General features: G+C 47.0%; 12 protein-coding genes. 6 read left to right on the top strand and 6 right to left on the bottom strand.

From position 1 onward, the window contains the following. Nucleotides 1–2: 2 nt before the first annotated feature. Together DW033_RS00130 and DW033_RS00125 are read right to left on the bottom strand one after the other, a co-directional pair. Nucleotides 3–3,206: an efflux RND transporter permease subunit gene (locus DW033_RS00130; RefSeq protein WP_122382272.1), complete on the bottom strand. Its 3,204-nt coding sequence runs from the start codon at nt 3,204–3,206 to the stop codon at nt 3–5. Nucleotides 3,207–3,211: 5 nt separating this feature from the next. Then, entirely contained in the window at nt 3,212–4,321 is a 1,110-nt protein-coding gene (locus DW033_RS00125; protein WP_008772235.1) for an efflux RND transporter periplasmic adaptor subunit, read from the bottom strand. A gap of 150 nt (nt 4,322–4,471) precedes the next feature. Here DW033_RS00125 and DW033_RS00120 point away from each other — a divergent pair, with 150 nt between their 5' ends. Further along, nucleotides 4,472–5,305 (top strand): helix-turn-helix domain-containing protein, encoded by an 834-nt coding sequence (locus tag DW033_RS00120; RefSeq protein WP_005857181.1) that lies wholly within the window; start codon nt 4,472–4,474, stop codon nt 5,303–5,305. A 75-nt stretch (nt 5,306–5,380) separates the two neighbouring features. On the opposite strand, the gene DW033_RS00115 is transcribed toward DW033_RS00120, so the two are convergent. Further along, on the bottom strand, nt 5,381–6,565 hold the full coding sequence (locus DW033_RS00115; protein WP_122297243.1) for a dicarboxylate/amino acid:cation symporter: 1,185 nt from the start codon (nt 6,563–6,565) through the stop codon (nt 5,381–5,383). A 132-nt stretch (nt 6,566–6,697) separates the two neighbouring features. On the opposite strand from DW033_RS00115, the gene DW033_RS00110 reads away from it, so the two are divergent. Beyond that, nucleotides 6,698–7,381, top strand: a complete 684-nt coding sequence (locus DW033_RS00110; RefSeq protein ID WP_048927255.1) for an SGNH/GDSL hydrolase family protein — start codon at nt 6,698–6,700, stop codon at nt 7,379–7,381. Nucleotides 7,382–7,385: 4 nt separating this feature from the next. Continuing rightward, a complete protein-coding gene (locus DW033_RS00105; RefSeq protein ID WP_048927256.1) occupies nt 7,386–9,902 on the top strand; it encodes a glutaminase domain-containing protein in 2,517 nt (838 codons plus the stop codon). A 43-nt stretch (nt 9,903–9,945) separates the two neighbouring features. Here the strand turns inward: DW033_RS00105 and DW033_RS00100 are convergent, their stop codons facing one another. Together DW033_RS00100 and DW033_RS00095 are read right to left on the bottom strand one after the other, a co-directional pair. Then, a complete protein-coding gene (locus DW033_RS00100) occupies nt 9,946–10,833 on the bottom strand; it encodes an AraC family transcriptional regulator (RefSeq protein WP_048927257.1) in 888 nt (295 codons plus the stop codon). A 15-nt stretch (nt 10,834–10,848) separates the two neighbouring features. After that, nucleotides 10,849–11,766 carry an AraC family transcriptional regulator gene (locus DW033_RS00095; RefSeq protein ID WP_036615856.1) on the bottom strand — a complete coding sequence of 306 codons (918 nt, stop codon included), beginning with the start codon at nt 11,764–11,766 and terminating at the stop codon, nt 10,849–10,851. 232 nt (nt 11,767–11,998) lie between these two features. Between DW033_RS00095 and DW033_RS00090 the strand changes: the two genes are divergently transcribed. The 3 genes from DW033_RS00090 to DW033_RS00080 are packed head-to-tail and all read left to right on the top strand — an operon-like array spanning nt 11,999 to nt 15,119. Continuing rightward, on the top strand, nt 11,999–13,072 hold the full coding sequence (locus DW033_RS00090; RefSeq protein ID WP_048927258.1) for an alpha/beta hydrolase: 1,074 nt from the start codon (nt 11,999–12,001) through the stop codon (nt 13,070–13,072). Between the two features lie 8 nt (nt 13,073–13,080). Next, nucleotides 13,081–13,947, top strand: a complete 867-nt coding sequence (locus DW033_RS00085) for a DUF3737 family protein (protein ID WP_005862587.1) — start codon at nt 13,081–13,083, stop codon at nt 13,945–13,947. A 5-nt stretch (nt 13,948–13,952) separates the two neighbouring features. Continuing rightward, on the top strand, nt 13,953–15,119 hold the full coding sequence (locus DW033_RS00080) for a MalY/PatB family protein (RefSeq protein WP_005862585.1): 1,167 nt from the start codon (nt 13,953–13,955) through the stop codon (nt 15,117–15,119). Between the two features lie 90 nt (nt 15,120–15,209). On the opposite strand, the gene DW033_RS00075 is transcribed toward DW033_RS00080, so the two are convergent. Continuing rightward, on the bottom strand, nt 15,210–18,320 hold the full coding sequence (locus DW033_RS00075; RefSeq protein WP_048927259.1) for a glycoside hydrolase family 2 TIM barrel-domain containing protein: 3,111 nt from the start codon (nt 18,318–18,320) through the stop codon (nt 15,210–15,212). Nucleotides 18,321–18,330 lie beyond the last annotated feature (10 nt).

Below are 18,330 nucleotides of genomic sequence, written 5' to 3'. Positions count from 1 at the left end.
GGTTATTTCTTGCTATCTAAATATTCTTTTCTTTCTTCGGCGGCCTCTTTTACCTCTTCTTGCACCTGCCAATCAAGGGAACGCTCGAATTGGATCGGGCGTAGTTTCTCTTGCAGGTATTGGAACGTGATGAATAAGCAAGGCACGATAAATAACAAAGCCAATGTACCGATCAACATACCGCCAACGGCACCGGTTCCCAACGAGCGGTTTCCATTAGCGCCTACGCCGTTGGAAACGATCAATGGCAGCAAACCGAATATCATCGTAAGAGCGGTCATCAAGATCGGGCGCAGACGAACCTTCGCCGCGCTAAGAGCGGCCGAGGTCAGGCTCATGCCGGACAAGCGGCGCTGGGTAGCGTACTCCGTCAATAAGATGGCGGTCTTCGCCAACAACCCGATCAACATGATCAGACCGGTTTGCAGATAAATGTTATTCTCCAATCCCATGAACTTGGCGAACAAGAAACTACCCATCAAACCCATCGGTACGGAAAGAATCACGGCGAAAGGAACAAGGAAACTCTCGTACAAGGCACTTAGGATCAAATAAATCATCAAGATACAGATACCGAAGATGATAATGGTCGTATTACTCTGCTGGTTCTCCTCACGGGTGATACTACCGAAGTCATACCCGTATCCTTTCGGGAGTGAGGTGGCCGCTGTCTCTTTTACCGCCTTGATAGCATCCCCGGAGCTATATCCATTGGCCGGTACGGCATTGACGGCGATCGAATTATACATATTGAAACGGGCTAAAGATTCGGCACCGTATACCTTGGTCAAGGTGATAAACTGACTAAGCGGTGCCATCTCGCCGTTCGACATGCGTACGAACGTATTATTCAAGGAGGTCTCATCCAGACGATATTTAGGATCGGACTGTATCATCACCTTATACACCTTCGAGAAGCGGTTGATATTCGACACATATTGCCCTCCGTAATAACCGGAAAGGGTTGATAGAACAGCATCCGGAGTGATTCCGGCCCGTTTGCATTTCGCCGCGTCCACATCCACGCGCCATTGCGGGTACTTGATATCGAAGGTAGAGTAAGCCGTAGCGATCTCGGGCCGTTCACGCAAGGCTGCGAGATATTGCTGGGTCGTGTTAAAGAAGGTCGTTAAGTCTCCACCGGCCTTGTCTTGCGTATGCATTTCCAATGCGTTACCCATACCATATCCGGGGATCATGGCGGGGGCGATGGCGAAAATCGTAGCGTCCTTGATATCTGCCGTACGGCCATATACCTGTCCGATCACGGCTTGTACGTTATCTTCCTTGTCCGGGCGCTCATCCCAATGTTTTAGTTTCAAGATGAACATACCGAAAGAGCTACCTTGTCCGGCCAGCAAACCATAACCGGAAACCTTGGAATAAGATTGAAGCTGTGGAATCTGGTTGATCCGTTGCTCGATATTCGTCATGATCTTGTTAGTCGTAGCCAAGGAGCTTCCGGAGGCCGTACTTACGTTGACAAAGACCGTACCTTGATCCTCATCGGGTACCAAGCTGGATTTTGTCGTGTTCATCAAGACGATAAGTAATACGATGGAGCATGCCAATAAAGACCAAGCCAGCCATTTCCGCTTGATAAAGAACAACACCCCGTGCTTATATTTCTTGATGACCGAATCGAATGCGGCGTTGAACGCCTTACGGAAGCGGGCGGCGAAGTTATTCTTTTGGGTGCCGTCCTCGTTGATGTAAGGCTTCAATAAGATAGCGCAAAGCGCCGGGCTTAACGTTAACGCGTTAACGGTAGAGATACCTACGGCCGCTGCCATCGTCAAACCGAACTGCGTATAGAATGTACCGGATGTACCGCTCATGAACGATACCGGGATAAACACGCCCATAAATACCAATGAAGTAGAGACGATGGCGGATGTTAATCCTTTCATCGCGTCCATACTAGCCATATAAGAGGACTTATATCCAACGTCGAACCGAGCTTGGACTGCCTCGACGACAACGATCGCATCGTCCACCACCGTACCGATCACCAATACCAAAGCGAATAAAGTGATCAAGTTGATGCTAAATCCGGCGACCGTCATAAAGGCGAACGTACCGATCAAGGAAACTACGATCGCTACCAACGGAATCAGCGTAGAACGGATATCCTGCAAGAAGACATATACCACAAGGATAACGAGGATAATGGCCTCTATCAAGGTTTTTACAACCTCATGGATCGAGGCGTACAAGAAATCATTCGTACTCATCAATTTTACGACCTCGATACCTTTCGGGAAGTCTTTCGAGGCTTCCTCAAGAAAAGCGTCGATCTTATTATTCACCTCCGTGGCATTCGATCCGGCTGTCTGGAAAACCATACAGGAGATACCCGGCTTACCGTTTGTTTGTCCGATATAGGCATAACTCTCCTTTCCTAACTCAATGTCCGCTATCTCTTTTAGCTTCAATACCTCTCCATCCTCGGTGGAGCGGATCACGATATCGCCGAATTCCTCCGGAGTAAGCAGGCGTCCGCTATATTTCATGGTGTACTGATACGTCTCGTCCGAGTTCTCGCCTAAAGAACCCGTGGCGGACTCAATATTTTGCTCGGCCAACACAGAGGTCACGTCCGAGGGAATCAATTTGTATTGGGCCATCACGTCGGGCTTCATCCAGATACGCATACAGTAATCGCCGCCCATAACCATCAACTCGCCGACTCCGGAGATACGGAGTATCTCTGGTTTTAGGTTGATGCTGATGTAATTACTGAGGAAGTTCTCGTCATAAGAACCGTCCGGGCTATAGAGCGAGAAGATCTGTAACATACTGGTCTGGCGCTTGGAAGTCGTGACACCTACTTGGGTAACCTCGGCCGGCAATTGCCCGGTCGCTTTCGATACACGGTTCTGTACGTTTACGGCGGCCATGTCCGGATCGGTTCCTTGTTGGAAATAGATCGTGATCGTGGCGGTACCGGAGTTGGTAGCCGTGGAGGTCATGTAGGTCATATCTTCCACGCCGTTGATCGCCTCTTCCAAAGGGGCTACGACACTCTTCTGCATGGTCTCGGCATTCGCCCCGAAGTAAGTCGTACTGACCATAACGGTAGGAGGGGCGATATCCGGATATTGTTCTACGGGCAAGGTGAAAAGCCCGATGATACCCGCAACCATAATCGTGATGGAAATCACGGCGGAGAGTACGGGGCGTTCTATAAATGTGCTAACTTTCATTGTTCTTAATTTTGTTTTACTTCAATCGGTGTTCCTTCACGCAATAAGCCTACGCCTTCGGCTACGATCACGTCGCCGCTATTCAATCCGGCGTTTACGATATACTCTTGTCCTCCGTTCACACGGGTAACTTCTACAGGAGCGGATTGCGTCTTGCCGTCCACTACCTTGAAGACAAATACCCGGTCTTGGATCTCGAACGTGGCGGCTTGGGGAATTACGACGCAGTTATCGTATGTAACCGGAATGATCACATTCCCGGAGCCCCCGCTATTCAATAATTGCTCCTCGTTCGGGAATGCGGCACGCAAGCTGACTGTTCCGGTGTTTTGATCGATAATGCCGCTGATCGTCTCGATCTTTCCCGTTTGGGGATAAAGCGATTTATCGTTCAGTTGAAGCTCTATCTCGGGCATATTCTCCAAGGCTTTGTCTTTCGAGCCGTATTGACGGGTCAAGGCCAATAGCTGATTCTCGGTCATGGAGAAATACACATACATCTCGGAATTGTCCGATACCGTGGTGAGCGGTTTGGGCAGGTTTGCGCTTACTAATGCGCCTACACGATAAGGCAGGGTTCCGATGACGCCGTTCGAGGGGCTTTTCACTTCCGTGTAAGAAAGGTTGTTACGGGCGTTTATCTCTTGTGCCTCCGCTTGGGCTAATTGGGCTTTTGCCGAGAGTAGAGTGTTGTAGGCGGTCTTTAGGTCGAACTCGGAAACTACTTTGTTTTTATACAATTCTTGTTTACTGTCGTAGGTCAGTTGCGCTGTCGCTACAGATGCCTTAGCGGCCTCTACGTTCGCAATGGCGGTGTTTAAGGCCGCTTGATAAGGAACTTGATCAATAATAAATAAGACTTGTCCTTTTTTTACACTCTCGCCTTCCGTTACGCAGAGCTTTGTAATAAAGCCGGATACTTGCGGATAAATATCGATGTCCTGTTTTCCTCGTATACTCGCCGAGTAATTATTGGATAAAGTTTTCTCCGAAGTGAATACGGTCATTGTCGCATACCCTGAACTTTGTTGGATTACAGGGCTTTGTTTACACCCAACAGCTACGATACACCATAAGGCGATCGCAGTCTTCATCAATCGATTTTGCTTTTTCATCTTAACTAATACCTATATTTTCGGATGCAAAGCTACTCGCTTATCGGCGAACCATTGTTTCCACAATGAGGCGATGATTGTTCATTTTGAGATGGAATGATCCGTTATATGCTAATGATCTCTTATATTCGCGGGCAAAATAGTAGACATATGAATCCATTTGAGATAGAGAGAGGAGAGTCGTTCATAATAGGCGATTCCGATTTGAGGGAGTTATTGGATCGTCCTTACAAGAGCGGATATGGCATGATCTTATTTTGCTATAAAGGAACGGCGAATATATCCGTCGATTTGAGCCGATGGGATATCCGGCGCAACACGGTGATCGTATTGATACCGGATACGATCCTGACGTTGAATGCGAGTAGCGAGGATTTCAAGGTACAATATATATCCTTTTCGAAGGTCTTGTTCGACGAGGCCGTATTCCGGCTGGATCCGCCCTTTTTCCGCTTCATAAAGGATAGCCCTTGCTATACGCATCCCGCCGATCAGGAGGAGACCATAAATGTGATCATCCGGCTGTTTTGGCTGATTTACATGGATCGGAATAACGTGTACCGTGATATGATCGTGAAAAACCAGTTGCAATGCTTCTTCCTTAATATGTATGATAAGACAAGGTACTCCTTTTCGAGCCGCCAGCAAAATGGGTGCAACCGTGGGGAGGAGTTGTTCCATAAGTTCATCAATTGCATCCATGCCCATTATCTCGACCAGAAAGAGGTCTCTTTCTATGCGAACGAGCTTTGTATCTCTCCCCGTTATCTCTCCACTATCACCCGGCAAGTGGCGGGCGAGTCGGCGAAGACCATTATAGACCGGCATATCATATTGGAGACAAAGGTGTTGTTGCGTACCACGGAAATGACCGTGCAGGAGATAACGAACCACTTGAACTTTCCCAGCCAATCCTATCTGGGACGGTATTTCAAGAAGCATACCGGGGAGTCACCCATAGAGTATCGAATGAAAAGGAAGTGATATGTCTTTTTGTAGATATGGTTGACTCTTAAAGAATCAACCATATCTACAAAAAGACACCATGGAAGTTTGTTCTTATAAAGCCGTGGAAGCCTTTTCCGTTTGCCCTTGATCGAACGTATCCGTGATTAAGGTAAGGGCACCATCTCCCGTCACGTTGCAAGCCGTACCGAAGCTGTCTTGCAAAGCGAATATCGTAAGCAATAATGCCGTTCCTGCCTCGTCGAAACCTAGAATAGCGATGATCAAGCCCAATGAGGCGAGCACCGTACCGCCCGGTACGCCGGGAGCGCCGATTGCGAAGAAACCAAGCAAGATGATAAATACGAGCATCGTCGTGAAGTCCGGCATACTTCCATATAATATTTGTGAGACGGTCAATACGAAAAACACTTCCGTCAAGATAGAGCCGCATAGATGGATGTTCGCGAACAGGGGGACAGTCACGTCGATTACTTCCTCTCGCAAAATCTTGCTTTTCTTGGCGCAGGTCAAGGCCGTGCCCAAGGTGGCGGCGGACGACATGGTGCCTAAGGCTGTCAAATAAGCGGGTCCGTAGTATTTCAATACGCCCCAGCTATTTTTCCGGGAGTAAATCGATGCGACTACATACAGTAAGGTCAACCAGATGTAATGGCAAATGATGACAATCAACAGGACGGATAAAAAGATAGGCAACTGCTTCGTAATCGCCCCCTCATAACTAAGAACGCAGAAATTCGCTGCGATGAAAAGCGGCAGGACCGGCATCAAGACCCGTTCTACCAATTTAAGTACCATGTTCTGGAATACTTCCAGCAACCTCTCCATCTCCTCGGATTTAACCCATGCGGTAGAAAGTCCCAGCATCACGGCCAATACCAATGCCGACATAACGCTCATCACTGGCGGAATCTCTAGATTAAACAACATGGGAGGGATGTCTTTTAGACCTTCCGAGGCGGTTTGAATATGCAAATGCGGTATTAACTCGTAACCCACAACGGCGCCAAAGGTAGCGGCGCCAACCGATGACAGGTATGCGATACTAAAAGCGAATAATAAGACTTTGGATGCGTTGCTTTTTAAGCGGGCGATGGATGGTGCCACGAATCCTAGAATGATCAACGGAACCAAGAAGAAAATAATCTGTCCCGTAATTTGTTTTATGATCATGACCGCTTTTAACACAGGCTCGTTTACGACAAGCCCAACCAGAAGTCCGATCAAGACGGCCAGTATCAACCGTACGATCGTGTTGGAAAGAATCTTTTTCAGCATATTCGGATGTTTTTATTTTTCAATGACAGCAAATATAAGATATTTTCTTGTGTGAATGGGTGAGTGGACAATTTTGATTACTTTTGTTTGATGAAAACAAGATCGTTGGTTTGTATTTTATAATCAAGTAATATGAAAAACATGAGACAAGCTTTACTGGTAGCGGGCTGTTTATTGGCTACCACTACGTTATTTGCCCAGACCGAGAAAGGGGATTGGGCTCAGTTTGGTCGTTACGCGGAGGCTAACAAGACCGTGAAAGTTCCTTCGAACGTGGTATTTATGGGGAACTCCATTACAGACGGATGGTGGCCGGCGGATTCGACCTTCTTTATCCAGAATAATTTCGTAGACCGTGGGATCAGCGGACAGACAACCTCGGAAATGTTAGTTCGTTTTCGCCAAGACGTTATTAATTTGAAACCGAAAGCAGTGGTAATCATGGCGGGTATCAATGATATCGCCCACAATAACGGCGTGATCGCTTTAGAGAACGTGTATGGTAACTTGGTCTCCATGGCGGAATTGGCGAAAGTAAATAATATAAAGGTGATTTTTTGTTCCGTGATGCCGGCATACGATTTTCCTTGGAGACCGGGTATGAAGCCGGCCGATAAGGTTATCCAGCTCAATAAGTGGATCAAGGAGTATGCGGATAAGAATGGCTTGACGTACGTGGATTATCATTCCGCCATGAAAGATGAGCGAAACGGATTGCCCGCTAACCTGTCGAAAGATGGTGTGCATCCGACCTTGGAAGGCTATAAGATCATGGAGAAGATCGTGCTGGAGGCCATTCATAAAACCGTAAAGTAAGCAGATGAGAAACTATTTATTGGCTTTATCTTGTTGTACGGCTTTATCTTGTTGTACGCAAGTGGAAGTTTCCGAGGTATATACGGCGGCGGCAGAGAACTCTTTACGTGCTCCGGCCGTTCCTTTGGTCACGATCGATCCCTATACAAGCGCATGGTCGTTTGCCGATCAATTGAATGATGAGTCGGTACGGCATTGGACCGGCCGTGATTATCCGCTTCTAGGCGGTATACGAGTAGATGGTAAGTCATACCGTTTCATGGGAATGGACGATATACAGGTGACCTCGGTGATCGGTACGGCCTCGGATGGCCTATGGGAGGCCGATTATACGATGTCTCAGCCTGCCGGTGATTGGTTCGCCGAGGCTTATGATCCGAAAGGTTGGAAGCGGGGAAAAGCCGCTTTCGGAACGGAAGATAATCCGAATCGTTCCACGCATTGGTCCGCAGGCGATATCTGGGTACGTCGTACGTTTGACTGGCCCTCGGATGTGCGCAAGGATGCTCTTTACCTCCAATATTCGCACGATGATAATATCGAGGTGTATCTAAATGGAAAGCAAATCGCCGTGGCAGGGAACGGTCTGGACTATGATTTGCTGAAAGAGATACCGGAAGCGGTGGTGGAGAGCTTGAAACCTACGGGTAACGTATTGGCCGCTCATTGCCGGAACAATGGGGGAGGCGCTTATGTGGATATGGGAATCATGCGGAAGGTGAAACGAGGAGATACGTTCGATGAGAAAGCGATCCAGAAATCCGTGAACGTGATGCCTACGCAAACATTCTACACCTTTGAGTGCGGTGGTGTAAGTCTGGACTTGATTTTCACGGCTCCCTTCTTGCTGAATGATCTGGAAGCTATGACTTCTCCGTTTAATTATATAACCTATCAAGTCCGCTCCATCGACGGTAAAGATCACGACGTGCAATTATATATGGAAGCCACGCCGCAATGGGCCGTGAATACGATCGATCAAGAGGTGACTTTTGAGAAAACGGAAACCCCTGATTTAATTTACCTAAAGACAGGAACAATCGATCAAGAGGTTCTGGCGAAAACCGGGGATGATGTACGGATTGACTGGGGATATTTCTATTTGGCTATCCCAAAGAAACCGGGAGTCTCCGCAACGATCGACGAGTATTATGCTACGAAGAAAGCTTTCATGACTACTGGTAATTTACCGGCTGGATCGCAAAGTATCTCTTCGGATATGCGTGAGCAAATGACAGTCCTCGCTTATACGGACCCGATCGGCAAGGTCTCCAAGGAAACCGTCTCCGGACATTTGATGATCGGTTACGATGATTTATATTCGATCCAGTATTTCCAAGACAACCGGATGCCTTATTGGAAGCACGACGGAAAGGTGGATATTCATCAGGCGTTCGAGAAAGGGGAGGCTGCTTACGAGGATCTGATGAGACGTTGCGATTCCTTTGATTCTTCTTTGATGAGCGAGACGAGCGCCGTAGGAGGGAAGAAGTACGCCGAGTTATGCGCTATCGCATACCGGCAGGCGATCGCCGCCCATAAATTGGTGACTGATAAAGAAGGGACTCTCTTATTCCTCTCTAAAGAAAATTTCAGCAACGGTTCTATCGGAACGGTGGATATAACGTATCCTTCCGCTCCTTTATTCTTAGTGTACAATACGGATTTGTTGAAAGGAATGATGAACCCTATTTTCTATTATAGCGAGAGCGGACTGTGGAAGAAACCTTTCCCGGCTCACGACGTGGGTACATATCCGGTTGCGAACGGTCAGACCTACGGTGGCGATATGCCCGTGGAAGAAAGTGGTAATATGCTTGTGCTAGCGACTGCCATAGCGGTAGTGGATGGTAATGCCGATTATGCCGCCCAACATTGGGAGGTTTTGACTACATGGGCGAATTACTTGTTGAAGGAAGGCCTTGATCCGAAGAACCAACTTTGTACGGATGATTTCGCCGGGCATTTCGCCCATAACACGAATTTGTCCATCAAGGCAATTATGGGAGTTGCCGGCTACGGGAAATTGGCGGAGATGTTAGGCAAGACGGATATCGCTAGGCAATATACGGAAGCCGCCCGTGAGATGGCCGCTAAGTGGGTAAAAATGGCAGATGATGGCGATCATTACCGCTTGACTTTCGATAAGCCGGGTACTTGGAGCCAGAAATACAACTTGGTATGGGATCGCTTGCTGGGCTTGAATATCTTCCCAAAAGAGGTTGCCGCTATGGAAATGGCTTATTACAAGACAAAGCAAAATAAATACGGTTTGCCGTTGGATAACCGGAAGGATTATACGAAGTCCGACTGGATTTTATGGTCCGCTTGTTTGACCGGATCGATGGAGGATTTTAATACGTTGATGATTCCGGTCTGGAACTATGCCAACGAGACGACTTCACGTGTTCCTCTAAGCGATTGGCATTTTACTTCTGATGGTACGCAACGAGGTTTTCAAGCCCGTTCGGTTGTCGGGGGATATTTTATGAAGATGCTGGAAAAGAAGCTAGGAAAATAATGTTATTCTAAGAAACAGAAGGGGGATGGCCTCCTTCCGTTTCTTAGTTTTGCGCATATGGATATTCACTGGGGGCGATGCCTGTGATCTTCTTAAATATAAGGCTGAAATACTGTACGTTCGGATAACCTAGTTGCCGTGCTACCAGAGCGGGAGTATTACCGTTTTTCAGTAGCATTGTCTTAGCCACACTCAACCGTTTGAACTGAAAATATTCCTCCAGCGTTTTGCCGGTCTCGAATCTTAACAGGTCGTTGAAGTAAGCGACAGAAAGATTCAGTTCTGCCGTACAATATTCGATGGTGGGTAGCTGGCCGTTCTCTAATTTGCCGGAAATGATATACTCGTCGAGGAGCCTTTCCAATTTCTCCAAGATAGCCTTGTTCTTATTCTCCCGGGTAATGAACTGTCGCTCATAATAGCGTGTACAATAATCCAATAATAATTCAATGTGGCGGGATAGAATGGTACCACTGTGTGTATCGATGGCATGGTGAAGCTCATCCTCGATGTTTTCCAGACAACACGTAACTTTGGCTGTCTCACGTTGGGAGAGATGTAGCGCCTCTTCCTTATTATAAGCGAAGAAGGTATAGTTCTTAATATGGTTGTCCAATGACGTGCGGAACAATAGGTCGGGATGGAACGCTAAAAGGTACCCTTTGTCGGGTAACGTATTATTCTCGCTCATACGGAAAATCTCACCGGGAGTAAGGAATACCATCGTAGCGTTGGAATAATCGTAATACTTACGTCCGCAACAATAACAACCGTCCGGGCAGTCTTCTATCAAGAGAATCGCATAGAACTCGAACTTTACGGCCTCTTGCTCTAGGTTCGGGCTCTCTAGATTGATGAGGCTTACTTGTGGGTGCAGCGTCTTGCATCCCAAGCACCGGTTACATTCATATACGGTCTTAATATCTAACATCTTCTTGAACACCTTCTATAGATTCGTTGATAGACCGATCTGCGCACGGTATTCACTTGGCGTGTATCCTACCCGTTTCTTGAATAGCCGACAGAAGTGCTGCGGATATTGGAAACCGAGGGAATATGCGATTTGGCTGACTGTGTCCGCCGTGTCGGAGATACGTTCTTTGGCTAGCTCGATTACTTTCTCTTGGATGTATTCCTGCGGTGATTTGCCGGTTTCCTTCTTGAACATGTCACCGAAATAGTTCGATGAGAGACAAAGCTTGTCGGCAAAGTATTTCACCGTAGGCAATCCGTCCTGTTCGGCGAGTGCACTTTCGAAATACTCATCCAATAGATTTTCGAAACGTGTCAGCACATCCCGGTTTGTCTTGCCTCGGGTGATGAACTGCCTTTCATAAAAACGCATACAATAATTAAGTAGCAGTTCGATATGGTTTACAAGTAAGGTTTTACTATGTTTATCCACGCCATGCTCCAGTTCCATACGGATAATCTTCAGGCAATCCATCACGATAGATCTTTCTTCTTCCGAGAGGTGTAACGCCTCGTTTACCTCGTAAGAAAAGAACGTATATTTCTTGATACTCTTTCCGAGTGACGTTCCACGCAGTAAATCGGGATGAAAAAGAATACCATGTGCGTTTACTTGGACTTTATCGGTGGTCGGGTTTGTTTCCGCTGTTTGCCCGGGGGCGAAGCAAACGATCGTGCCTTCTTGGTAATCGTATGTCTGGCGTCCGTATTTGATATCGCAGGCTTTCTCTAGTTTTAGATACAGCGCATAGATGCCGTAATTGAAGCGGATGAGATCTACACTACTCGTCGCTTTATTCAAATCTATGACACTGACAAGCGGATTTAGGGTTTCGAGGCCATATAGTTTGTTATATAGGTCTACACTATCTAAGTTAAGTATCTTATCCATAGCCGTACGTATTTAATCAATAATTTTGTATGCGAAAATAGAGGATAATTCATATATAGTTATAACCCTAATTACGGATTATATAACCATTGTTACGGATTATGTGTATTTACAGGTTTTCTGGCTGATTCCGCAAAACCTGTAATTGAGGTCATGACATCCGTAATTTATCTACAAAGGGATGCTATTTGAGCTTCTATCTTTGCCATCGTAAAAATAAACAAGGAACGACATGAAGAAGTCATTAAGAGAATTATGTACGGCAATAGCCATATGCTTTTGCGCTACGGGAAATCTGTTCGCTACAGACAATCAATTTAATACCGGTCATACAATGGACAAGAATTTGAATCTAACTAAGGAGTGGGATAAAGTATTCCCACAGAGTGACAAGGTGAGCCATAGTAAAGTTACTTTTCGTAATCGCTATGGCATTACGCTTGCCGCCGATATGTACAAACCCAAGCATGCGGATGGAAAATTGCCTGCTATCGCTATTAGCGGTCCGTTCGGTGCCGTGAAGGAACAATCCTCGGGTTTATATGCGCAGGAATTGGCGGAACGTGGATTTCTGACGATCGCTTTCGATCCGTCATATACAGGCGAGAGTGGCGGAGAGCCTCGTTATGTAGCTTCTCCCGACATCAATACGGAAGATTTCTGTGCGGCCGTCGATTTCCTTTCGACACGTGATGATGTGGATGCGGAACATATCGGTATCCTCGGTATCTGCGGATGGGGAGGCATGGCTCTTAATGCGGCGGCTATCGATACTCGTATCAAAGCGACCGTTACCTCTACGATGTACGATATGAGCCGTGTGAACGCTAATGGCTATTTTGATGCGATGGATACCGACGCACGTTATGAATTGCGCAAGCAACTCAATGAACAGCGTACCGCTGACGCAAAGTACGACTCATATGCCCTTGCGGGAGGCTTACCCGATACGTTACCCGACGATGCGCCCCAATTCTTGAAAGACTACTACGCTTATTACAAGACGAAGCGTGGTTACCACAAGCGTTCGCTCAACTCGAATGGCGGATGGAACAAGACCTCGGCTTTATCTTTCATCAATATGCCTATACTCTCGTATAGTGACGAGATTCGTAGCGCCGTATTGATTATTCATGGCGAGAAAGCGCATTCACGTTACTTCAGCGAGGATGCTTTCAAGAAACTGAAAGGTGATAACAAGGAATTGCTAATTATACCCGGAGCGAATCATGTGGATTTGTACGATCAGATGAATGTCATTCCCTTCGATAAGATTGAACGGTTCTTTGTAGAAAACTTCAAATAAGATCCATTATGCAACAGATAAAGAATATGGAATTTAGTGGTGAGCGCCCTTTGTTCGCCTCTCACGATTTACAATTAGACAATGTCGTTATTCATGCCGGGGAGTCGGCATTGAAAGAGTGTAGCAATATCATAGCCGTAGGCTGTCGTTTTGAGGGTAAATATCCGTTTTGGCACGTGGATGGCTTCACCATCAAGAATAGCCTGTTTACCGAAGGTGGACGTGCCGCGTTATGGTACTCCCAAAATCTAGTGATGACGGATACACGGGTGGAAGCCCCAAAGATGTTTCGGGAGATGGACGGTATCAGACTGGAAAACGTACAACTACCCAATGCTCAAGAAACCCTTTGGCATTGCCGGAACGTGGAATTGATAAATGTGCAAATAGATCATGCTGATTATTTATTTATGCACGGCGAGAACATTAAAATCCGGAACTACGCTCAAAATGGAAACTACTCGTTCCAGTATTGTAAGAACGTGGAAATCCGTAATGCGGTCATCAATTCGAAAGACGCTTTCTGGAATACGGAGAATGTTACCGTATACGATTCCGAGATTAACGGCGAGTACTTGGGGTGGCACTCGAAGAACCTGCGTTTGGTAAATTGCAAGATCTCGGGTACGCAGCCGCTTTGTTACGCCCACGATCTTATGATGGAGAACTGTACGATGGCAGATGATTGCGATCTAGCCTTTGAATACAGTTCCGTGCAGGCGACTATCAACAGCTCGATCCGTAGCGTGAAGAATCCCCGTACGGGAAGTATCACCGCCGAAAGTTATGGTGAGGTAATCCTCGACGAGAACATCAAGGCTCCGGGTAATTGCCAACTGAGGCTATGGAATGAACGTACTTGCTTTTCCGCATAAAGAATATGAGATATAACTTCGATGAAATAGTGCCTCGTACCGGTACGAACTCTTATAAATGGGATAGTGCCGTGGGCACGGATGTACTACCGATGTGGGTGGCCGATATGGATTTCCGTACGGCACCCGTTATTATCGAAGCTTTACGGCAACGTGTAGAACATGGTATTTTCGGTTATACCCAAGTGCCGGATGCATATTACGAAGCGGTGACAGGTTGGTTTGAACGTCGGCATGGATGGCAAATACGGAAAGAATGGATGATTTATACCTCCGGTGTTGTTCCGGCTATTTCCGCCGTTATCAAAGTGTTGACCGAGCCGGGTGATAAAGTACTGGTGCAGACTCCGGTTTATAACTGTTTTTTCTCATCCATCCGCAATAACGGATGTGAGATTATCCGCAACCCTTTGTCTTATGCCCATGATACATTCACGATTGATTATGAGGATTTGGAGAGAAAAGCCGCTGATCCGAGGGTAAAGGTCATGTTGTTGTGTAATCCTCATAATCCCGCTGGAAGGGTATGGACACGTGAGGAATTAAGTCATATCGGCGAGATATGTATCCGTAATGGTTTAACAGTCGTATCGGATGATATACATTGCGAACTCGTATTTCCGGAATATACTTTTACGCCGTTCGCATCTATCTCGGAAGAATTCCTACGGCATTCCGTGACATGCCTGTCACCTAGCAAGGCTTTCAATATAGCTGGATTACAGATCGCCAATATCGTGTGTTCCGATGAGAACCTACGTCGGAAGATAGACCGGGCAATCAATATCAACGAGGTATGCGATGTGAATCCTTTTGGTGTAATAGCTACCATAGCGGCCTATAATGAGGGAGAGGAATGGCTGTCGCAACTGATCGATTATTTATGGCAGAATTACTTATACATGAAAGATTTTTGCGGGAAATATCTGCCGGACTTCCCGATAACCTTGTTGGAAGGCACTTATCTCGTATGGATGGATTGCCGTAAGTTAGGTAAATCATCGGAAGAATTGGAGCACTTGCTGATCGAGAAAGCGAAGCTATGGCTCAATGCCGGAACGATGTATGGAGCAGAAGGCGAAGGTTTCATGCGTTGGAATATCGCTTGTCCACGTTCCTCGCTGATAAAGGGACTGGAACGGTTTAGGAATTTTGTAGGTAGTGGCTGTTAAAGAATAGTGATGATAGAAAACGAGAGAAGGGGAAAACAACAATTGCTTTCCCCTTCTTTCATATATCTCTCGCTAGATAAAAGATTCGTTTTACTCGATCTCGATGCTATGTTTTACCGGAGTAAGAATGAACGTGAACTCATAGTCGCCGTAAGGAATTTGATATTCCGGGAGTGCGATAGTTCCCCAGCTATTTACACAGCCCAATCCCATCTGCACCTTATCGAGACAAAGGTTTGTCAAGTCAGCTTCCTCTACTTCGGGAGAGTGTCTTTGATCCTTCCGGGCACCGTCATCCAAAGACTCGATCGTATAATGTAAAGCGGAAGCGGAGAATGGGGCAGAGGCTACAACCTCGATACCGTTGCCAGCCTCGTTCAGCATTTTCCACCAGCGGATATCCGATTTCGTTCCATTCTCTTGCGGACGGATATACGAATAGAATTGCTCATCTACGGTCTGGCGGTAAATAGCCAAGTCGGCGTTACCCTTGCGGTCGATATAATTCTCCACGGGACCACGGCCGTAGTATTCGATATTCTCGAATGATCTCGGCATCGGCATTTGCATACCGAAGCGGAACATGGGGGATACCTTGGCATTCTTGTCTGCTGTCATTTTCTGGGTAACCTTGATCGCACCCTTGTTATTGATCACGTACGTCAAGTTCAACTTGGCGGATACGGTCGGCATATCGTAAGCGGCCTCTACGATCACTTGCTTGTTCTCCATCCGTTGGTTAAGAGAAGTCAGCTTCATCTCCGGATTCTTCCATGCGGCGTACTTTTTCTGTAGGCCAGCTCCGAAATCATTGTCTGTCGGCGCGCGCCAGAAGTTAGGAGTCAAAGCCTCTCCTTCCTTGATCATGTCTTGGCCGTTTACCTCGTATTTGATCAGATAACCATTCTCTCGATTGAACTCGGTACGGAAACCACAACCTTCCACGATCAGGTAATTCGCATCGCTATCTTGTACGACTGGAGCCTTGGTTTCGATATTGGTTGTCTCCACGTTTTTCAATTCCATAGATGGAGCCTTGTATGGATTCAACGTCAGCTGATCCTTGGCTACGGTATGTCCGGCGGGTAATAAACCCTCACGGTTCTTCAGTTTATAAGATACATTCAGCAACCATTCCGTGCATTGGCAAGTCTCGCCTAGATCCAATCGGATTGTTGATGTTTGCTGGGGAGCTACTTTCAGGTCATCGACACGTCCGCTACGAACAACCTTGCCACCTTTCAGCATTTCCCATTCCAGATAATAAGCGGAAAGGTCACGGAAGAAATTCTCGTTGTACACCTTGATCTCACCTTTCGACAGATCGCCGGGGGTTGTCCAGATATCTTGGTAATAATACCCCACCTCGTACATATGCGGGTTCGGAACACGATCCGGGCTGATCAAGCCGTTATCGCAGAAGTTATTATCGCTAGCGTCGAACTTATTGAAATCGCCGCCATAAGCATAGATCATTTTCCCGTTCTTGCCGGTCCAGCGTACGGATTGATCCACGAAGTCCCAGATGAAGCCTCCTTGATATTTCGGGTATTTACGGATCAAATCCCAATATTCCTTGAAACCACCTTGAGAGTTACCCATGGCATGGGCGTACTCACATTGTATCAAAGGCTTTTGCATGGAGTTGTCCTCGCAGTATTTAGCGCAATCCTCGTAGTTGTAATACATCGGGCAGAAGATATCTGTCTTTCCGGTCTTTCCGGCCTGCTCGTATTGTACGGCACGGCTGGGATCCTCGTTTTTGATCCAATCGTAAGCGGCCTCGAAGTTAGGACCGTATCCCGCCTCGTTACCCAAGGACCAGAAGATTATACTCGGATGGTTGAAACCACGTTGGACGTTACGTTGGTTACGTTCCAGATGCGCTTTCTTATAAGATGGGTTCTTGGCTAACGTTTCCTCGCCGTATCCCATTCCGTGAGACTCTACATTGGCCTCGGCTACGACATAGATACCGTATTTATCGCAAAGATCGTACCAGAAGTTATCATCCGGGTAGTGGCAGGTACGAACGGCGTTCAAGTTGAATTTCTTCATGATCTGTATGTCCTGTATCATGCGTTCACGTGAAACGACATAACCGCCATCGGGATCCATCTCGTGACGGTCGGCACCCTTGAAAAGAACCGGTTGCCCATTCACGAGTATCTGGGCGTTCTTTAATTCGATCTTACGGAAGCCTACTTTTACAGGGATTACTTCGATTGTTTTGCCTCCCTCTTTTAAAGTAGCCCGTAAAGTATATAGATAAGGAGTCTCCGCAGTCCATTTGTGGGGAGAGGAGACTTCTATCGTCGTGCTGACCTTTCCGGAAGCGTTCAAGGATTGGGTAGCGACAGCTTTATTCTGGGCATCCAATAGTTCAAGCTCTACCGTACCTTTACCCTTCATGGTCAGGTTGACAGCCAACGAGCCATTTTGGTATTGAGCGTCCAGATCCGGAGTCACACGTATATCGGCGATCTGTTGCTTTGGGTTACGGGCGTATAAATAACAATCACGTCCGACACCGCTGTAACGGAAGAAATCTTGGTCTTCCAGATAAGTGCCATCACACCAGCGGAATACTTGGAAAGCGATCAGGTTTTTTTGTCCGGGTTTCAAGTAAGGAGTTAAGTTAAACTCCGCTTCCAGCTTGCTATCTTCGCTATAGCCTACGTACTTCCCGTTTACCCACAAATACATATTGGAGGTAACGGAGCCGAAATGGGCGATGATCTCTTTTCCGTTCCAGCTGGCAGGAACCATGATCTCACGACGGTAGGAACCCACATGGTTATTAACGGTAGGGACCTCGGGCGGGTTGTTCTTGAATTGCTCACGCCAAGCGTAACCAACGTTTACGTAGAGAGGATCTCCATATCCGTTCAGTTCCCATACACCGGGCACAGGCATATTGTTCCATCCTTTGTCGTTGTAATCGGTCCGCCAGAAATCGGTAGGACGAGCGTCAGCGTTCTTTACCCAAAAGAATTTCCAAGGACCGTTCAAGGTCATGAAGTTCTGGGATTGTTCCTTGGCGTCCTTCGCTGCCACCTCGGCGGTCTCGTAGGCGAAGAAATTGGCGTGCATCGGGGCACGGTTTACGGCGTTGACCTCGGGGTCTCGCCACTCATTCGACTGGGCTACCGCTGTGAAAGCCAAAGCGGCAAACAGTCCGGTCATAAGTTGTCTTTTCATGCTATTATAT

Origin of the sequence: Parabacteroides sp. AF39-10AC (assembly GCF_003635405.1) — a bacterium.
Lineage (GTDB): Bacteria > Bacteroidota > Bacteroidia > Bacteroidales > Tannerellaceae > Parabacteroides > Parabacteroides distasonis.
This window is presented reverse-complemented; position numbering and strand designations above follow the sequence as displayed.

What these genes read in the sequence shown, in the direction of transcription:
- DW033_RS00130 (WP_122382272.1), bottom strand. Translation starts at nt 3,206, where the DNA reads ATGAAAGTTAGCACATTTATAGAACGCCCCGTACTCTCCGCCGTGATT.
- DW033_RS00125 (WP_008772235.1), bottom strand. Translation starts at nt 4,321, where the DNA reads ATGAAAAAGCAAAATCGATTGATGAAGACTGCGATCGCCTTATGGTGT.
- DW033_RS00120 (WP_005857181.1), top strand. Translation starts at nt 4,472, where the DNA reads ATGAATCCATTTGAGATAGAGAGAGGAGAGTCGTTCATAATAGGCGAT.
- DW033_RS00115 (WP_122297243.1), bottom strand. Translation starts at nt 6,565, where the DNA reads ATGCTGAAAAAGATTCTTTCCAACACGATCGTACGGTTGATACTGGCC.
- DW033_RS00110 (WP_048927255.1), top strand. Translation starts at nt 6,698, where the DNA reads ATGAAAAACATGAGACAAGCTTTACTGGTAGCGGGCTGTTTATTGGCT.
- DW033_RS00105 (WP_048927256.1), top strand. Translation starts at nt 7,386, where the DNA reads ATGAGAAACTATTTATTGGCTTTATCTTGTTGTACGGCTTTATCTTGT.
- DW033_RS00100 (WP_048927257.1), bottom strand. Translation starts at nt 10,833, where the DNA reads ATGTTAGATATTAAGACCGTATATGAATGTAACCGGTGCTTGGGATGC.
- DW033_RS00095 (WP_036615856.1), bottom strand. Translation starts at nt 11,766, where the DNA reads ATGGATAAGATACTTAACTTAGATAGTGTAGACCTATATAACAAACTA.
- DW033_RS00090 (WP_048927258.1), top strand. Translation starts at nt 11,999, where the DNA reads ATGAAGAAGTCATTAAGAGAATTATGTACGGCAATAGCCATATGCTTT.
- DW033_RS00085 (WP_005862587.1), top strand. Translation starts at nt 13,081, where the DNA reads ATGCAACAGATAAAGAATATGGAATTTAGTGGTGAGCGCCCTTTGTTC.
- DW033_RS00080 (WP_005862585.1), top strand. Translation starts at nt 13,953, where the DNA reads ATGAGATATAACTTCGATGAAATAGTGCCTCGTACCGGTACGAACTCT.
- DW033_RS00075 (WP_048927259.1), bottom strand. Translation starts at nt 18,320, where the DNA reads ATGAAAAGACAACTTATGACCGGACTGTTTGCCGCTTTGGCTTTCACA.